The 16,070-nt window shown below is 70.3% G+C and carries 15 protein-coding genes; 6 read left to right on the plus strand and 9 right to left on the minus strand.

Annotation, left to right across the window (positions count from 1 at the left end; genetic code table 11):
- Window positions 1–46: 46 nt before the first annotated feature.
- The 3 genes from ACFVT2_RS07505 (at window position 47) to aac(6') (ending at window position 3,316) form a co-directional block, all read left to right on the plus strand.
- Complete coding sequence (locus tag ACFVT2_RS07505; protein WP_390013297.1) at window positions 47–1,468, plus strand: carboxylesterase/lipase family protein; 1,422 nt, start codon at window positions 47–49, stop codon at window positions 1,466–1,468.
- 267 nt (window positions 1,469–1,735) lie between these two features.
- Entirely contained in the window at window positions 1,736–2,734 is a 999-nt protein-coding gene (locus ACFVT2_RS07510; protein WP_390013299.1) for a chitinase, read from the plus strand.
- A 108-nt stretch (window positions 2,735–2,842) separates the two neighbouring features.
- On the plus strand, window positions 2,843–3,316 hold the full coding sequence (gene aac(6'), locus ACFVT2_RS07515; protein ID WP_390013301.1) for an aminoglycoside 6'-N-acetyltransferase: 474 nt from the start codon (window positions 2,843–2,845) through the stop codon (window positions 3,314–3,316).
- Window positions 3,317–3,662: 346 nt separating this feature from the next.
- On the opposite strand, the gene ACFVT2_RS07520 is transcribed toward aac(6'), so the two are convergent.
- Window positions 3,663–4,364 carry a metal-dependent hydrolase gene (locus ACFVT2_RS07520; protein WP_390013304.1) on the minus strand — a complete coding sequence of 234 codons (702 nt, stop codon included), beginning with the start codon at window positions 4,362–4,364 and terminating at the stop codon, window positions 3,663–3,665.
- Window positions 4,365–4,691: 327 nt separating this feature from the next.
- Window positions 4,692–5,402 (minus strand): TetR/AcrR family transcriptional regulator, encoded by a 711-nt coding sequence (locus ACFVT2_RS07525; protein ID WP_390013306.1) that lies wholly within the window; start codon window positions 5,400–5,402, stop codon window positions 4,692–4,694.
- A 96-nt stretch (window positions 5,403–5,498) separates the two neighbouring features.
- Here ACFVT2_RS07525 and ACFVT2_RS07530 point away from each other — a divergent pair, with 96 nt between their 5' ends.
- Window positions 5,499–7,142, plus strand: coding sequence for a hypothetical protein (locus ACFVT2_RS07530; RefSeq protein WP_390013309.1), 1,644 nt, complete (start codon window positions 5,499–5,501; stop codon window positions 7,140–7,142).
- A 136-nt stretch (window positions 7,143–7,278) separates the two neighbouring features.
- On the opposite strand, the gene ACFVT2_RS07535 is transcribed toward ACFVT2_RS07530, so the two are convergent.
- From ACFVT2_RS07535 to ACFVT2_RS07560, 6 genes are all read right to left on the minus strand, one after another.
- Window positions 7,279–8,994, minus strand: coding sequence for an acyl-CoA dehydrogenase family protein (locus tag ACFVT2_RS07535; protein WP_390013312.1), 1,716 nt, complete (start codon window positions 8,992–8,994; stop codon window positions 7,279–7,281).
- Window positions 8,995–9,081: 87 nt separating this feature from the next.
- On the minus strand, window positions 9,082–9,639 hold the full coding sequence (locus ACFVT2_RS07540; protein WP_390013315.1) for a PadR family transcriptional regulator: 558 nt from the start codon (window positions 9,637–9,639) through the stop codon (window positions 9,082–9,084).
- A 455-nt stretch (window positions 9,640–10,094) separates the two neighbouring features.
- Window positions 10,095–10,784: a class I SAM-dependent methyltransferase gene (locus ACFVT2_RS07545; protein WP_390013317.1), complete on the minus strand. Its 690-nt coding sequence runs from the start codon at window positions 10,782–10,784 to the stop codon at window positions 10,095–10,097.
- 227 nt (window positions 10,785–11,011) lie between these two features.
- Window positions 11,012–11,755 (minus strand): hypothetical protein, encoded by a 744-nt coding sequence (locus ACFVT2_RS07550; RefSeq protein WP_390013320.1) that lies wholly within the window; start codon window positions 11,753–11,755, stop codon window positions 11,012–11,014.
- Window positions 11,748–12,407 carry an RNA polymerase sigma factor gene (locus ACFVT2_RS07555; RefSeq protein ID WP_390013322.1) on the minus strand — a complete coding sequence of 220 codons (660 nt, stop codon included), beginning with the start codon at window positions 12,405–12,407 and terminating at the stop codon, window positions 11,748–11,750. The genes ACFVT2_RS07550 and ACFVT2_RS07555 overlap by 8 nt, the downstream gene beginning before the upstream one ends.
- Before the next feature lie 207 nt (window positions 12,408–12,614).
- The gene (locus ACFVT2_RS07560; RefSeq protein ID WP_390013864.1) at window positions 12,615–13,046 is read right to left on the minus strand and encodes a protein kinase; all 432 of its coding nucleotides are present in this window, start codon (window positions 13,044–13,046) and stop codon (window positions 12,615–12,617) included.
- Window positions 13,047–13,411: 365 nt separating this feature from the next.
- On the opposite strand from ACFVT2_RS07560, the gene ACFVT2_RS07565 reads away from it, so the two are divergent.
- Together ACFVT2_RS07565 and ACFVT2_RS07570 are read left to right on the plus strand one after the other, a co-directional pair.
- A complete protein-coding gene (locus ACFVT2_RS07565; RefSeq protein ID WP_390013325.1) occupies window positions 13,412–15,346 on the plus strand; it encodes an ABC transporter ATP-binding protein in 1,935 nt (644 codons plus the stop codon).
- Window positions 15,343–15,588, plus strand: coding sequence for a hypothetical protein (locus ACFVT2_RS07570; RefSeq protein WP_390013328.1), 246 nt, complete (start codon window positions 15,343–15,345; stop codon window positions 15,586–15,588). The genes ACFVT2_RS07565 and ACFVT2_RS07570 overlap by 4 nt, the downstream gene beginning before the upstream one ends.
- A 62-nt stretch (window positions 15,589–15,650) precedes the next feature.
- On the opposite strand, the gene tnpA is transcribed toward ACFVT2_RS07570, so the two are convergent.
- On the minus strand, window positions 15,651–16,067 hold the full coding sequence (tnpA, locus tag ACFVT2_RS07575; RefSeq protein ID WP_390013331.1) for an IS200/IS605 family transposase: 417 nt from the start codon (window positions 16,065–16,067) through the stop codon (window positions 15,651–15,653).
- Between the last annotated feature and the right edge of the window lie 3 nt (window positions 16,068–16,070).

A 16,070-nucleotide genomic window follows, 5' to 3' on the forward strand; every position in this document is an offset into this window, starting at 1 on the left:
CGGGCGCCCGAACACGCACCCGCGGCGGCGCACGACAGGAGAACTGATGCCCCACCCGCTCGTCCCCACCACCGAAGGCCCCGTCCGCGGCCTCGCCGGTGCCTGCGCCCACGTCTTCTTCGGCATCCCCTACGCCGCGCCCCCGGCCGGCGCCGGCCGCTTCGCCGCGCCCGCGCCCCACCCGCCCTGGCGTGACGTCCGGGACGCGACCCGGCCCGGACCGACCGCGCCCCAGCCACGCCGGGACGGCTTCGGCACCCTGGACATGGCACCGTACTTCGGTCCCGGTTGGATCCCCGGCGCCGACTACCTGACGCTCAACGTCTGGGCCCCGCCCGGCGCCCACCGCAACCCGGTGATGGTCTTCGTGCACGGCGGCGGGTTCCTGGCCGGCTCCACCCGCGCCGCGCTCTACGACGGCACCGCCTTCGCCCGCGACGGCGTGGTGCTGGTGACGGTCAACTACCGCCTGGGCGCCGCCGGTTTCCTGGACCTGCCCGGCGCCCCGCCCAACCGCGGACTGCTCGACGTGGTGGCCGCCCTGCGCTGGGTCCGGCGCAACATCGAGGCGTTCGGCGGCGACCCCGGCAACGTCACCCTGTTCGGCCAGTCGGCGGGCGCGACGCTCACCGGCGGCGTCCTGGCCGCACCGGAGACGGCGGGCCTCTTCCACCGCGCGATCGTCCAGAGCGGCAGCGGCCTGGGCGCGTTCTCCCGCGAGCAGGCGGCGCGCGTGACCCACGCGGCGGCCGCCGCCCTCGGCATCGAACCGACCGTCGCGGAGTTCGCCGCGGTCCCCGATGAACGGCTCCTCGCCCTCCTGCCCGGCCTCACCGGTATGGACCTGCGGACCGCCACCCGGTCCGATCCGCTGCTCGGACTCAGCCCGTACAGCCTGGTGTTGGACCGCCAGCCGGCCCAGGCGGTGGCCGCGGGCGCCGGCGCCCGCGTGGCCCTCCTCGTCGGCACCACCACCGAGGAGGGCAACCTCTACCTCGCACCGCAGGGCGAGCTGACCACCTCGACGGCCGAGGACGCGCACGGCCTCGCCGCCCGGATCCACCCCGACCCGGCCGCGCTCGTGGCGGAGTACCGCGCCAGGCATCCGCGGGCGAGCGCGGGCCGTCTCCGCTCGGACCTCCTGGGCGACGCACTGTTCGGCACCGGCAGCCGGCGCCTTGCCGAAGCCCACGCGGCCCAGCGCGCCGCCCCCACCCACACCTACGCGTTCGCCTGGCGCTCGCCCGCCCTGGACGGCCGGCTCGGCGCGGCCCACACCACCGAACTCCCCTTCGTCTTCGACCAGTTGAGCCTCCCCGCCCTGCGCGGCCCCCGCGGCCTGCTCGGCCCGCCCGCGCCACCGGCCCGCCTCGCCGCCCGCATGCACGGCGCCTGGGTCTCCTTCGCCCACACCGGCGACCCCGGCTGGCCCCCGTCCAAAACCCACCGCTTCACCGGGGACGAGTGACCGGTCGGGAGTCGTTTCCCTGCGCCCGTGAGATCGAGAAAGGCGTCTCGATCTCGGCGTGAACGGCAACCCGGGCTCCAGGAATGCCCCAAGTGGTGGCAAAGGTGGGGTGGTTGCGGTCTGCTGGACTCTTGACGGCGGCCTTGGTCTAGTCCAGCTTTTGTCGGTGAACGGTCACGCTTTTCTTTCTTCCTCCCCCACGGAAGGACCGGACCCCTGATGAGGATGTCGACCCGTACAACTCTGGCTGCGGCAGCCGCCGGAGCCTTGTCCGCCCTCGGAATCACCGCCGCCAGCGCGGGCACCACGCACCCGCAGGCGATCCGCCCGGCCGCCCACTTGGACGCGGCGCAGTTCGCCCCGTACGTGGACATGAGCAACTCCGCCGAAGGTCGGCTCGACACAGCCATCACCAGCCATGGCGTGAAGACCTACACCGCCGCTTTCACCATCGGCTCCGGTTGCAACAACATCTGGGGCGACACGCTCCCGGTCGGCAACGACCCGAACACCGATCCGGAGATCGCCAAGGCCAAGGCCGAGGGCGCCAGCGTGATCATCTCCTCCGGCGGAGCAAGCGGTGAGCCGCTGGCCTTCACCTGTACCGACCAGGGCCAGATCGACGCGGGCTACCAGAAGGAGATCACCGCCTACGGCGCCAACTCCCTGGACTTCGACATCGAGGGGGCGGCCGTCGCGGACACCGCGGGCGTGGCCCGGCAGATGACCGCGATCAAGGACCTGAAGGCGAACAACTCCGGGCTGACCGCGTCGGTGACGCTGCCGGTGTTGCCCACCGGCCTGACCGCCGACGGCGTCAACGTGCTGAAGGCCGCCAAGGCGGCCGGCGTGAAGCTGGACAACGTCAACATCATGACGATGGACTACGGGCAGGGCACCGGCACCGACATGGGCGCGGCCGCGATCAGCGCGGGCAAGGCCACCCTGGCGCAGATGCAGTCCGTGGACTCCGGCTACACCTACGCCAACCTCGGCATTACCCCGATGGTCGGTGTGAACGACGACGGCTCCACCTTCAGTCTGGCCGACGCCGCCTCGGTGGCGAGCTGGGCGGCGGGCAACGGGGTCGGCCGGATGTCCTTCTGGTCCGTCAGCCGCGACCAGGCATGCACCTCGGCTGCGAAGGCGTCGGCCAAGGGCGGTATGGACACCGCGCGGACCATGAAGCCGGTGGCGGCCTCGCCGGTGTGCAGCGGCGTCTCCCAGTCGCCGTTCGCCTTCACCGACGCACTGATCAACGGCTGACGCTCGTTGCGACCGCGGCCGCCATGAGGGACTCGGCATCGACGTAGGAGGCCGCACCCTCCCTGGCCGGCAGCCTCAGCCTCTGCGCTCCTCAGGGACAATGAGGGCATGGAACTGCGCGGGGAAGATGTCGTACTGCGGCCAGTGGGAGGCGGCGAGGGTGCGGTTCTCGGCAGGATCGTGAGAGAGCCGGAAGTCGCGGCGTGGTGGTCGCCTCCAGAAGACTTTGCGGGCATGCTCGCCGTTGTCTTCGAGGGCGAGGTCATCGGAGCGGTCCAGTTCGAGGAAGAGACCGACCCCGAGTTCCGCCGTGCCGGCATCGACATCTTCCTGACGGCACGGCACCACGGGAAAGGGCTGGGTGCCGACGCGGTGCGCACGTTGGCCAGGTGGCTGGTGCGGGAACGCGGTCATCACCGGCTGACCATCGATCCCGCGGCAGCCAACACCGCGGCGATCCGCAGTTACCGCAAGGTCGGGTTCAAGCCCGTGGGGATCATGCGAGCGTACGGGCGCGACCACCAGACGGGACTCTGGCAGGACGCACTGCTGATGGACTTGCTCGCCGAGGAGCTGACTTGATCGGGCGACCGGCCAACGCCAACACCTCGGGCCTGGCATGATGCGGGCCGCACGGGTTCTTCGGGTGTGACGACGAAGTGGGCCCGTGCGGCCCTTTCCTCTCGTGCCTTCACCGGCATCTCCCGCGTATGTTCCGGCGGTTGTGTTCCAGGAGCTGGCCCCGGTGCGGGCTGGGCTGGGCCTGACCGCCCGGGCCGCGAAGGTGCCCGGGCCGGGCTGCACGAGCCGTTGAAGCTGGCGCGGACGAAGTCCCGTGAGCACTTCGAACGAGCTCGTGGCGCTTGGTGGAGGTCGCCCGCGCTATCAGCGTCGAGGCGGTTCAGGCCGTGCGGTTGCGCGAGAGGCTTCAGCTGAAGGGGTGCGGCGACAGTGCCGTGAACCACAGCAGGACGACGGTGGCGACGCCCATGATCGGGGTGAGTATCTCCGTCTCCAGCTTGTTGCCGCTGTGCTTGATGATGACGATCTCGTAGCGGTTCTTCAGGGGCCAGAGCCACGGGGCGCCCATTTTGGTGATGGAGTCGCCCAGCAGATGGGCCAGGCAGCCCAGGCCGACGGCGTACGGCAGCCAGGCGGGGGCCGAGGGGATGAACTTGGCGATCACTGCGGTGCCGATCCCGGCCATGGCGACGATCGTGCTCCAGGCGGAGAATCCGTGGCCGGGCGGGCAGAGGTTGAGCGCGCGGACCGCGAGGGCCAGGAGGAAGAAGGTCAGGACGAGGGTGAAGGGCCGGCCCAGGTACGTCACGCCGGCCCAGGTGCCCGCGGTCATCAGGGCCACGAAGAACAGCGAGTGGGTGGCGTGGCGGTGGCCGCCCGAGATCCAGGCCACGAAGCGGCACAGGACCTTGGAGACCGGGCCGAGGAAGTTGGCGATGGTGCCGTCGTGGTGGTCCAGGTCCGGCAGCAGCGCGGCGCCGGCGCACAGCACCGTGCCCATCAGGATTTCCTGCGGCGCGAGGTGAGTGTGCATCACCAGCGGAGGCAGAAAGGGTGTGGTGCCTGCGAAGAGCAGGGCACCGCTCATCGCGTGTGAATGGCCCATCATGGTGCGTTGGTCCTCCCCGTTCGGCGCGTGCATGTGACACGCACTCAACAACGGCGGAGACGCTATCAGCGTGATCGCCCCGGGTGGGCCGCGGACGGCGCCCGGCGCAACGGAACGTCCCGCTCGCAGGGGAAGACGATGCCGTTGGATGGTTCGGGGGCCGGTTGCCGGGCGATCTGTACCGCGGAACACCCGCAGCCTCTGCGCGGGCACATCAGCGCCGACACCGCAGCACGCCGCCCGGCCTCCCGCTCGCGTTGGTTCCTGCCGGGCGGGAGCACGTCGTGGTCAACTCGTGTGCTTGTGCGGGGATTTTGCTCTCTGCGTTCATCCTCCGCCCTCTGCCCCGATGAGGAGGGGCCAGGTCCAGCCGCTCGCCGGGGCGTCGTTCCCGTTCGCCAGGAGGTCCAGGGCCGCTGGGGAGACGGCGGCGGTGAGGCTGCCGACGAGGCTGTCCACGAGGTTGACGGTGAGGAGGGCGGTGCGGCGGGCGTTGTCCGGGTCGGCGGGCGGCAGGCTGCGTTCGCAGGCGGCCAGCGCGTGGACGGTGAGGGTCATCCCGAGGGCCAACCGGGTGCGGAGGATGGGGGTGGGCACGTGGTCGAGGTGTTGGGCGAGGGCGGTGAAGACGGCCTGGATGCTGCTGGTCACCTCGGGGTCCGCGGCCGCCAGGGCGTCGATCCACGGGTGGAGGGACACCTGGGCCAGGAAGCGGGCGTAGTGGCTGTGCTCGTCGACGGTCTCGGCGAGCGGGCGGATGAGCGCGTCGACCAGGTCCGGGACGCCGGGGCGTGGATCGCGGGTGGACAGTGCGTCGAGGAGTCGTTGGCGTCGGGCGTTCACCTCGTGGGCGTTGCGTTCGAAGATCTCCCGGACCAGGTGTTCCTTGGTTCCGAAGTGGTATTGGGCCGCGGACTTGTTGCGCTGGCCGGCGGCTGCGGTGATCTCGCGCAGTGAAACGGCGTCGATGCCCCGCTCGGCGAACATCCGCAATGCCTCCGCGGCGATGGCGGCTCGTGCGTTGGTCCCTCTGGTCATCGGACCAGTTTAAGGCGTATACCTTATTAAGGCACTCGCCTTAATCATGTGCGGCGGGAGCCGACCGACCCTGCCTCGACATCGGAAGGCCACCGCATGCCCGGAATCAGCAAGCACCGGATACGACAGCCCCTACGGCCGTCGGCCCGGAGTCGGCGCGGGACGGCGCGCACCGCGACCGCCGCCCTCGCCGCCGCCTCGGCCCTGCTGCTCACCGGCGTCTCGCCGACCCAGGCAGCCACCCGGCCCGACGCCCCCGGCGCGGGAGGGGCGCCCGGGTCCGCCGGTGCCCCCGTCGCGCCCCGCCCCGTGCCGGGGAAGGAAACCCAAAACCCCTTCATGGCGCCGAACGGGATCAGCGCCATGCACGGTGACAGCCAGGCCACCAACACCCAGCCGCAGTCCGGCCCCCTCGGCCGGCATCCGCAGGTGACCGGCGTCGGCAAGGCCACCGGCCCCGTCGATCCGCCGCAGTGCGCCACCGCGACCTTCCTGCGCAACGGGCTGATGGTCCTCAACTGCGGCGGCGCGTCCCACCATCCGACGCTGCGCCTGGAGGACCCCGCCACCCTCAAGGACCTCGCGGTCTACCCGTTGCCGGTTCGCCCCTCCACGTACCAGGCCGCCGCCACCGGCAACCCGGCCGTGATGTTCTCCGACACCTCTGGCTCCTACTACTACCTGGACAACCACGACCGCATCGTGATCGCCAGCGCCGACCAGCACGTCCAACGCCTGGCCGTACGGCGCGACGCCCGGGGGCGGTGGAGCTTCCACCGCACGGACGACTGGGACCTGCGCACCCACCTGCCGCACGACTGCGCATCCGCGACGGACCCCGACCCGTCCGGCGAGTGCGACCCGGTCACCGCCGTCCAGGCCGACTACCAGGGGCTGTTGTGGTGGGTCAGCGACCACGGCCGCATCGGCACCATCAACCCCACCACCGGCTCGGTCAGGTCGATCCACCTGCGCGGCGAGGAGATCGAGAACTCCTTCTCCACCGGCCCGGACGGCGCCTACATCGCCACCGACCACGCCCTGTACAAACTGCACGCCGCCCCCGACGGCACCCCGCACACCGACTGGAAGGAGAGCTACGACCGCGGCACCCGGCACAAGCCCGGCCAGATCAACCAGGGCACCGGCGCCACCCCCGCACTGACCGACCGCTACGTCGCGATCGCCGACAACGCCGACCCACGCATGCACGTCGACATCTACCGCCGCGGCGACCACCCCACCGGCGACCGCCTGGTCTGCTCGGTACCGGTCTTCGCACCCGGCGCCGGCGCCACCGAGAACTCCCTCACCTCCTGGGGCAACGGCTTCTCGGTGGAGAACGACTACGGCTACACCTCCCTCAAGGACACCCAGCGCGGCCGCAGCACCCCCGGCGGCATCACCAAGGTCGAGGTCGACCCCGACGGCCGCGGCTGCCACATCGCCTGGACCAGCCCGGAGCAGTCCCCCACCGTCGTCACCAAGCTCTCGCGCGCCAACGGCATCCTCTACGCCTACACCAAACCGTCCAACGCCCAGGGCGTCGACGCCTGGTACCTCACCGGCATCGACTGGCGCACCGGCCGTACCCGGTTCCGCGTCCTGACCGGCACCGGCGACGCCTCCAACAACAACTGGTCCCCCATCACCCTCGGCCCGGACGGCTCCGCCTACATCTCCACCTACGGCGGAATCGTGCGCGTACACGACACCACCAACCGGCGGCCGCTCCCCTGACGGGTGCGCGACCGCCCCGGGCCGGTCGGGCACGTTGCCGTGCGGGCGCAAGCGGCAGTGAGCCCGGGGCCGCGATGTGCGACCCCGGGCGGGCGAGCAGCTGGTAGGCGCGTTACGGCGCTGTCTGGTAGGGGTGTTACGGCGCCATCTCGTAGGCCCCGGCCAGCGCCTCGACGCGCTGCCAGACACGGGCGGAGCGGGCCTCGTCGGTGACCGGGCGGCGGACCGCGCCCAGTGCCCAGCGCTGCTGGTCCTCGGTGGCGGAGTCCTTTCCGTGCAGTTCGACGGCGTGCGCGGAGAAGTCGCGGACGAGGACGGCGAACAGCTCGTCCAGGACGTCGGATTCCAGGCCGGTCAGGTGCGCCTGCTCCAGGATCAGCTGGCCGTGCACGACCAGCGCGAAGAGCTGGCCGACGGCGAGGAGGAGGTCGAGGTCGCGGCTCTGCTCCTCGTCGGGAGCGGCGGTGGTGACGAACTCGCAGAGCGCGTCGGCCTGTTCACGCAGGCGTGCGACGTTGGGCACCTCGGCGTAGCGGTCGTAGGCGGTGCGCCAGTCGTGGAAGCGGATGGCGCCCAGGCCGCGGGCGGGTCCCTGCCGGAAGAGGAAGGCGTCGTCGGCCGCGTCGAGGCGGGTGGACACGGGTGCGTACTCGGCCGGGTTCAGCAGGTGGTTGCCCATGAACTTCAGGATCAGGGCGAGGTTGACGTGGACCGTGCCCTCCAGCTTCGGCAGGCCCCGGATCTCGGTGGCCGCCTGGGCGAAATAGGTGTCCTTCTCGAAGCCCTTGGCGGCGATCACGTCCCACATCAGGTCGATGACCTTCTCGCCCTCGGTGGTCACCTTCATCTTCGTCATGGGGTTGAAGAGCAGGTAGCGGCGATCCTCGGGGCCGGCGGAGCGGAAGTAGTCCACCGCGCGGTCGCTGAACATCTTCATCCCGACGAGGCGGACGTAGGCGTCGGTCAGCTCACGACGCACGTGCGGGAAGGCGGTGACCGGGCGACCGTAGAGGATGCGGTTCTGTGCGTGGGTGACCGCCTCGTACATGGCGTGTTCGCAGATGCCGATGGAGGCGGTGCAGAGGTTGAACTTGCCGACGTTGACGGTGTTGAGGGCGGCGTCGAAGGCGGCGCGGCCGGTGTGCAGGACGTCGTCGGGGCCGACCGGGTAGTCGTCGAGGCGGAACTCGCTGACGTACTTGGAGGAGTCGACGACGTTCTTCACCAGGTGGTAGGCCGGGTGGCGGCTGTCGGCGGCGAAGAAGACGTAGCCGTCCGGGCCCTCGATGTCGGTGCGGCGGCCGAAGACCGAGACCAGGCCGGCGGCGTTGCCGTTGCCGATGTAGTACTTGGCGCCGCTGGCCCGGAAGCCGCCCTCGCCGTCGGGCTCCAGCAGCATGTCGGTGGAGTAGATGTCGGCGCCGTGGGCCTTCTCGGAGAGGCCGAAGGCGAACACCTCGCCCTGGTCGAGGAGTTCGGCGGCGCGGGCGCGGGCGGTGGCGTTGTCGCTCTGCCAGACCGGGCCGAGGCCGAGGATGGTGACCTGCCAGGCGTACCAGTAGTCGAGCCCGTAGAAGCCGAAGATTTCGTTGAGGGCGGCGATCCGGGCGGTGTCCCAGCGCTTGTCGGGCTGCCCGTCCGCGGCGGGGGTGAGGAACGTCGCGAACAGACCCTCCTTCGCGGCGAATTCGAGGAAGTCCGCCAGCCAGGCACGGGAGCGGTAGTCCTCGATGAGCTTGCGCTTGCCGCGTGCCTCGAACCAGTCGACGGTGGCGCGCAGCAGTCGGCGGGTCTCGGCGTCGAAGTGCGTCGGGTCGTAGGTGCGGGGGTTGAACAGCAGGGAATCCGCCATGGGGGACGCCTTTCCGGGCTCGGGTTTTGGGTGGGTTGCGGGGTCGTGGCGCCCGCGCGGGGGTCAGGCCGAGGGTCAGAGCAGGGGTCAGGGCTGGGGGCGGAGCCGGTGCAGGGTGGCGAGGACGTCGTCGAGCCAGGCGATCGTCATCCGCTCGTAGGCGATGCCGCCGCGCAGCACGACGTGCTGGAGTTCCTCTCCGGCGTCGAGCGGGGTGTCGGCCTCGGGGTCGGTGAAGTCGCGCCGCTCCCCCGCGAGGTAGTGGGCGAGCCGGTCGGTGTGTGTCCGGCGGTGCCGCTCGACCTCGTGGATCAGGGCGGTCGGGTCGTCGAAGGCCGCGCCGCGGATCTTGACGGCGAGGTCGTGCCGGACGCTCTCGGGTTCGACCGGTTCGTGGAGCCAGCGGGAGAGGGCGGCGCGGCCGGGGGCGGCGACGCAGTACTCCTTCTTGTCCGGCCGGCCCTGCTGCGGCACGTCGCGGACGTCGATCCAGTCGTCGTGCTCCATCCGCTTCAAAACGCGGTAGATCTGCTGGTGGGTGGCGGTCCAGAAGTAGCCGATGGACCGCTCGAAGCGCCGGGACAGCTCATAGCCGGAACCCGGTTTCTCCAGCAGGGAGACGAGGATCGCGTGTTCGAGCGCCATACCCCGATCCTGCTATGCAACTCGTTGCATAGACAAGCGGTGCCGCCCGGGTGAGACGTGGCTCACTGGCTTCGTCCCCCTCGCCGCTGCCGCCGGGGGCGAAGCGTGCGAGCGAGGGGGTACGGCCCGCGGGGCCAGCGCCGGCGAGCTCCTTCGCCCGGCGTCGGTCGGCCGGGGCGCCTCGACTGCCTGCTGAGTGCTGTCCGTTCGGGGTACGGCCAGCGCAAGAAGCTGGGCGATTCCGCGGCCGGCCTGACAAAACGGCACTGGCCGACCGCGCGAAAGCCATCACCGTGCGGGGTGCCCCCAGCCGCTCCCCGTCACCTCGCGCGAAGTGGCTGGCGCCCAGCGTGAACCGAGTCGCCAGCCGGTCCGCTACGGCGAAGTCCACAGGCCCGGAACAGGCACGGGCAGAGGCAGAGGCTGAGCCCCCGGGCTGTGCTGCGCCGGGTCGCTCAGGAGGACGCCTCGGAGGGCGTCTCGGAGGGCGTCTCGCGGCAGTCGCAGGGCTGTGGCCGTGCGGAGTGAGCCGGTGGGCTGACCGGCACCAGATGGTGAACCCGGGCCGGTGGCAGGTTTCCCAGCACCGTCTCCGTGCGGAAGGTGTGTCGGCGCAGGATGCGGCGCAGTACGCCCAGGCCGGCGAGGGTGCGCTTGCGCTCCGCTCCGTCGGCGAATGTCTGGCGTATCGTCTCGCCGCCCACGTAGCCGAAGAAGGACAGGGTGCCGCCGGGCCGCAGGGCGCCGAGCAGCCGGTCGAAGATCTCTTCTGTGGTCCGGGCATCGAAGTTGGCGAACGGCAGGCCGCACACGATCGTGTCGTAGGAGCCGAGGTCGTGTTCCTGTACCAGGCCGGTGCGGATCCGGAGCCTGGGGTCACCGGCGTAGGTCTGTCGCAGCAGGGCGGCGAAGCGCGGGTTTGCCTCGATCAGGTCCAGGGTGTCGAGCGGGGTGAGTGCGCCGGCGATGTGTCGGGTCACCGCTCCGGTGCCTGGCCCTACCTCAAGTACCGCGCGGGAGTGGCCTGGGCTGGGGACCAGATATCGGGTGAGGGCTCTGCTGAGCTGGGCGCTGCTGGGGGTGATCGCCCCCACGTCCCGACGGGCCCTGGCGTACTCCCGGAGGAACAGCGTCACTTCAGCCACAACTCACCCACTGCAATCGCGAACGTTTCGGTAGTGCACGTGGCCTTGCCTGGGGGTGGCCCGGCTCGGCAACGTCATGCGGATCAGTGTGCCCCTGGCCTGGCAGGACAACCGATGCATGATCGGGGAGATGTGGTGAAGGAAGCGTGTCGGCACTCTTCGCTGCCCGGGTGGTGCGAACTGGTTGTCGGCGGTGGATCTGGCTTCCCGTGGTGGGTGTGCGGTGTTCACCGCGCGGTGAAGTGTGCGGTGGCCAGTACGTGGCCGTCGGGCGAGGTCAGGCGGATGCCGGAGAGCGTGGCGGGGTGTACGGGGGCGCCCCAGTAGCCGTCGCCGTCGTGCAGGTCGAAGGTGCCGAGTCGGACGGTGGTGCCGTCGCTGCGTTCCAGTAGGCAGGTGACCTTTCCGGTGTACGGGTTCCCGGCGTCGGCAAGGTCGACGGACATGAATACCCAGCCTTCCGACCCGGGGTGGACATAGACGTCACCGGCCGGTTCCCGCTGTCCCGTACCGGCTCCGGTCAGGTGCGCATAGAGCACTCTCGCCTCGCCCTGGGCGGTGTGTGCGGGGCCGGCCACCACGCTTTCGATGGCCGTGCCCAGGGCCCAGCCGCCGAACCCGAAGCCGAGTGCGAGTACGGCCGCGGCAGAGGCGACCCGCAGCCGTACGCCTCTGCGGAACCCGGCGTGCCTGGCCCCGAAGCCGCGGGCGTTCTCGCGTCCGTCGCGTGCGGCCTGGGCCTGGTTCAGCCGCCGCGCCACCCGGGCTTCGAAACCGGCCGGCGGCTCGCTGCCGGGCAGGAGCCCGAGCAGCCCGTCGCCGACGAGGGCGAGCTGTTCGACGTATTCCCGGCAGTCCGCGCAGCGGTCCAGGTGGGCGGCCGCCTCAGCCCGCTCCCGGCCCGAGAGCACGCCCAGTGCCAGTTCGGCGCCGGTCTCGCGCAGCCGTTCGCAGGTCAGGTCCTTATTCATGGCCTCCTCGCTTAGGGGACGTGGGCTGGGGATGCGGGGGGTTCGCGGACGAGGGGTTCAACGGCGTGGAATGAAGGTTGGTGGGACGGGGCGAGGTCAGAGTGGTCCGTAGTTTTTCCATTGCGGTTCTGATCCGCGTCTTGGCGGTGCCCACCGGGATGTGCTCCCAGTCGGCGACCTGCTGAGCGGTCATCCCGTAGATGCCCGCCATCACCAGGGCGCGCCCCTGTGCACCGGGCAGCTGCGCCACCGCGGCCCGCAGGGTGGCGGACGCCTCGTCGGCAAGCGCCTGCCGCTCGGGGGTGTCGGTCACCGCGTCCAGGAGTGCGTCGAGGTCCTGCGGGGCCACCGGCTCGGGCCGACGCGACCGGACGGCGTCGATGGCGAGGTTGTGCGCGATGGTCGTCAGCCAGGCCGTCACCGATCCGCGGCGGGAGTCGTAGATCTGCGCGTGCCGCCAGGCGCGCTCGAACGTCTGCTGGGCGATGTCCTCGGCGAGCTGTGGGTCGCGGGTGACCGCGAGGGCCACGCCGAAGACCGCGTGTTGGAATCGACGTACGAAAGTGACAGCGAGTTCCGGGTCACCCGCGGCGAGGCCGGCCAGCAGCGCCTCGTCGGGGATGCGTCCGACCGGGAGCTGCAATCTCTGCACACCCTTGTATACGGTCCGCCCCGGCCAAGGGATTGCCTGGCGGTTACGGAAGACCACTCCCCCATTCTCCCTCGGCGTCACCGCCTGCCACGGGTGCGCTCGCCCGTGCACCGAAGGTGACGGAACCGTCGACCGTCCCGGGGCCTGGATGGCCATGACAACCGAGCGCGGTGGGGCAGGCAGAGGCGCGTGGGTATGAGGGCGAGGTCATGGCTCGGCTGTCACCTCGCGCCGGCCTTGTGGCAGCTCAAGTGCGGCCGCGAGGTGGGTCAGGGTGGGCCGGGAGTCCGGGGCCGGGGTCAGGCAGCTGTCGATCGCCGCGGCCAGGGAGCGGGGAAGGCGCCGGCGGGTTGCGACGGAGGGGGCGCGTGCGTGGAGCTGTGGGTACCGGTGCGTTTCCGCATGGTCGTCGTCTCGGTCCTCGTGCGAGGTGTGGTCGGCTGCCTGGGCCGCGTCGCCGTTCTCGTCCGAGGTGGTGCCGTGGTCGAAGGGGGCGTCGCCGGTGGCGGCCTCGTACAGGGTGATGCCGATTCCCCAGACATCGGCCGCGGGGGTGAGCATCGCGCCGCGGGCCTGCTCGGGCGCGAGGTAGCCGCCGCAGCTGGCGCGGAATTGCCGCCGACCATCGAGTCCAAGCACCGGGTCCAAGCACCGAGTCCAAGCCTCGGATCCAACCATCGGGTTCAATCCCTTTCGCGCTCCATTCCGTATACGTGAGTGATGGATGGATGGACGGGGGCCAGGAGGAAGGGGCGAGCATGGGAATCTTCGCGAACCTCACTCCCGCGCTGGGCCGTAGCCGTCGTGACCGCTCGACGGGCAGGCGCGGGGACGGAGACGGACGTGACCACGACCGTCGCGGGCGCGAGGGTCGGGACCGCGACCATGACCGCGACCGTGACCGGGACCGTGACCGCGACCGGGACCGTGGAGGGAGGTACTGACACGCGTCGGGTGTGTCAGCGGCCGGGCTTCTGCCCGGCCGCACCAGTCGGTGAGGCGACATGAGCAGCGCGCGGCCGAACGCCCCCTCCCACGGCGAGGCCCCAGGCAACGGCGCGGGCAAGCAGGGAACGCGCCCTTCCGCGACGAGCCGCCTGGCCAGGACGGTGCGGCGGTTGCTGCCCGTCACCGACGACCCCACCGACGCGGACGCCATCGTCCAGGCCGCCCCACCGGTGGCCCTGCGCGACGTCTTCCGGCGCTTTTGGCCGTACACCCGCGGCGGCCGGCGCTGGCTGGTGGTGATCTTGGCCTTCGTCGTGCTGGGACCCGTCGTCGACGCAGCCGAGATCTTGCTCTTCAAGATCGTCATTGACGACATGCTGGTCCCGCGCAACCTGCACCTCTTCCTGCCGATCGCCCTCGCCTACCTGGGGCTCACACTCTTCGCCGGAGTTCTCGCCTTCGCCGACGACGTGACCTCCACGTGGGTCAGCGAACGGTTCCTCCTGGCCCTGCGGTCCGATCTGTTCCGCCACGTCGAAGGACTGTCACTCGGATTCTTCGAACGGCGGCGGCTCGGCGACGTGCTCTCCCGGGTAACCGGTGACGTCGACGCGGTCGAGACGTTCCTGCTCTCCGGCATCGTGAACGCGATCGCACAGGTCATGAGATTGGGCGTCTTCCTCGGCGTGCTGTTCTACCTGCGGTGGGACCTGACGGTCCTCGCCCTCGTCATCGCCCCCCTGTTCTGGTTCACCGCCCGGCGCTTTTCCCGACGGGTGAAGGCCGCATCACGGGAGCGACGGCGCCGCAGCGGCTCGATCAGCGCGATCACCGAAGAGACCCTGGGCAACATCGCCCTCGTCCAGGCGTACAACCGGCAGCGCTGGGAGCACGGCAGGTTCGAACGGGAGAGCCTGGGCAGGTTCCGAGCCGTCATGGCATCCGCCCGCCTCGGCGCCGTGTACACCACGATCGTCGACCTCATCGAACTGGCCGGCGCACTACTCGTGATGGGCCTGGGCACCTGGGAACTGACACACGGCCACCTCACCCTGGGCGGCCTGATGGTCTTCCTCACCCTGCTGAGCAGGCTCTACGGCCCCATCCGCGGCATCTCCGGCCTCAGCAACACCTTCTACTCGGCCTCCGCCGCCGCAGAACGGATCATCGAACTGCTCGACCAGCGGCCCCAAGTCATCCAGACCCCGGCCCCCCACAAGCTCGGCCGTGCCCACGGCGAGATCGAGTTCGACCACGTCTCCTTCCACTACCCAGGAACCACCCAACTTGCCCTCGCAGACGTCTCGTTCACCGTGGCACCCGGCCAGACACTGGCCCTGGTGGGCGCCAGCGGCGCCGGCAAGTCGACCGCCGCCAAGCTCCTGCTGCGCTTCTACGACCCCGACCACGGAACCATCCGCCTCGACGGAAACGACCTACGCGACCTGCGACTGGAGGACCTACGCGACAACGTCGCCCTGCTGCTCCAAGAGACCCTCGTCCTCCACGGCACAGTGCGCGACAACATCGCCTACGGCCGCCCGGACGCCGGCGACGAAGCCATCGTCGCAGCCGCCCACGCCGCAGACGCACACACCTTCATCAGCCAACTCCCCGAAGGCTACGACACCGTAGTGGGCCAACGCGGCCGACTGCTCTCCGGCGGACAACGCCAGCGTCTGGCCATCGCCCGCGCCATGATCCGCAACGCACCCCTGCTCATCCTCGACGAACCGACCACCGGCCTCGACGCCGCATCGGGCCGCCGCATCCTGCAACCACTACGCCTCCTGATGAGCGGGCGCACGACGATCCTCATCTCCCACAACCTGCTCACCGTCCGCGACGCCACCCAGATCCTGCTCCTCGACCACGGCCGCATCGCCGACCGCGGCACCCACCACCAGTTGCTCACCCACAGCGCGGCGTATGCGCGGCTGCACCACCTGCACCGGCCCGCCGACACCTCAAGCCTCAAGGCTCCGCCATGAGCCGTACACCAGCCCCCACACCACCACCGCCGGCGGCCGACACGATGCTGGCCCCACGCTACGAAGTCCTCGCGCACCTGTGCCGCACCGACTGGCTGGACCTGTACGACGCCTGGAGCCAGGAGCGGGAGTGCCGATGCGTGGTGAAGGTACTGCGCCCGGACCGACGAGGCGAACACGGGCTGCGCGAGCAACTGCTACCGAGATTAATCGCAGTGCACCGGGCTTCAGCCCGGTGGTGAAGCGATTCTGAGGACTGCTCTGACCTCGGCCGTGGGCACGGGTCTGCGCTGTTGGCCTCAGCTCAGACGGGCCGGTTCTGCTGCTCGATGTACTGCTTCACGATCGACAGCGGAGCCCCGCCGACCGATCCGGCGAAGTAGGAGCCGGACCACAGCCGCTGTGCCCGCCAGTAGTGCCGGATCAGTTCCGGGTACTCCTGGCGGAGCCTGCGGGAGCTGACGCCCTTGAGGGAGTTGACCAGCTTGGACAGGGCCACCTTGGGCGGGAAGTTCACGAGCAGGTGGACATGGTTGTTCTCGCCGTTGAACTCGACCAGCTCGCACTCGAAGTCCTCGCACACGGCCCGCATGATCTCTTCCATGCGCTTGAGATGGGCGTCGGTGAAGACCTTATGCCGGTACTTCGTCACGAAAACCAAGTGCGCATGGAGCACGAAAGTGCAGTGCCTGCCTGTACGGATGTTCTGATACTCAGCCATAAA

Source organism: Streptomyces sp. NPDC058000 (assembly GCF_042886435.1).
Lineage (GTDB): Bacteria > Actinomycetota > Actinomycetes > Streptomycetales > Streptomycetaceae > Streptomyces.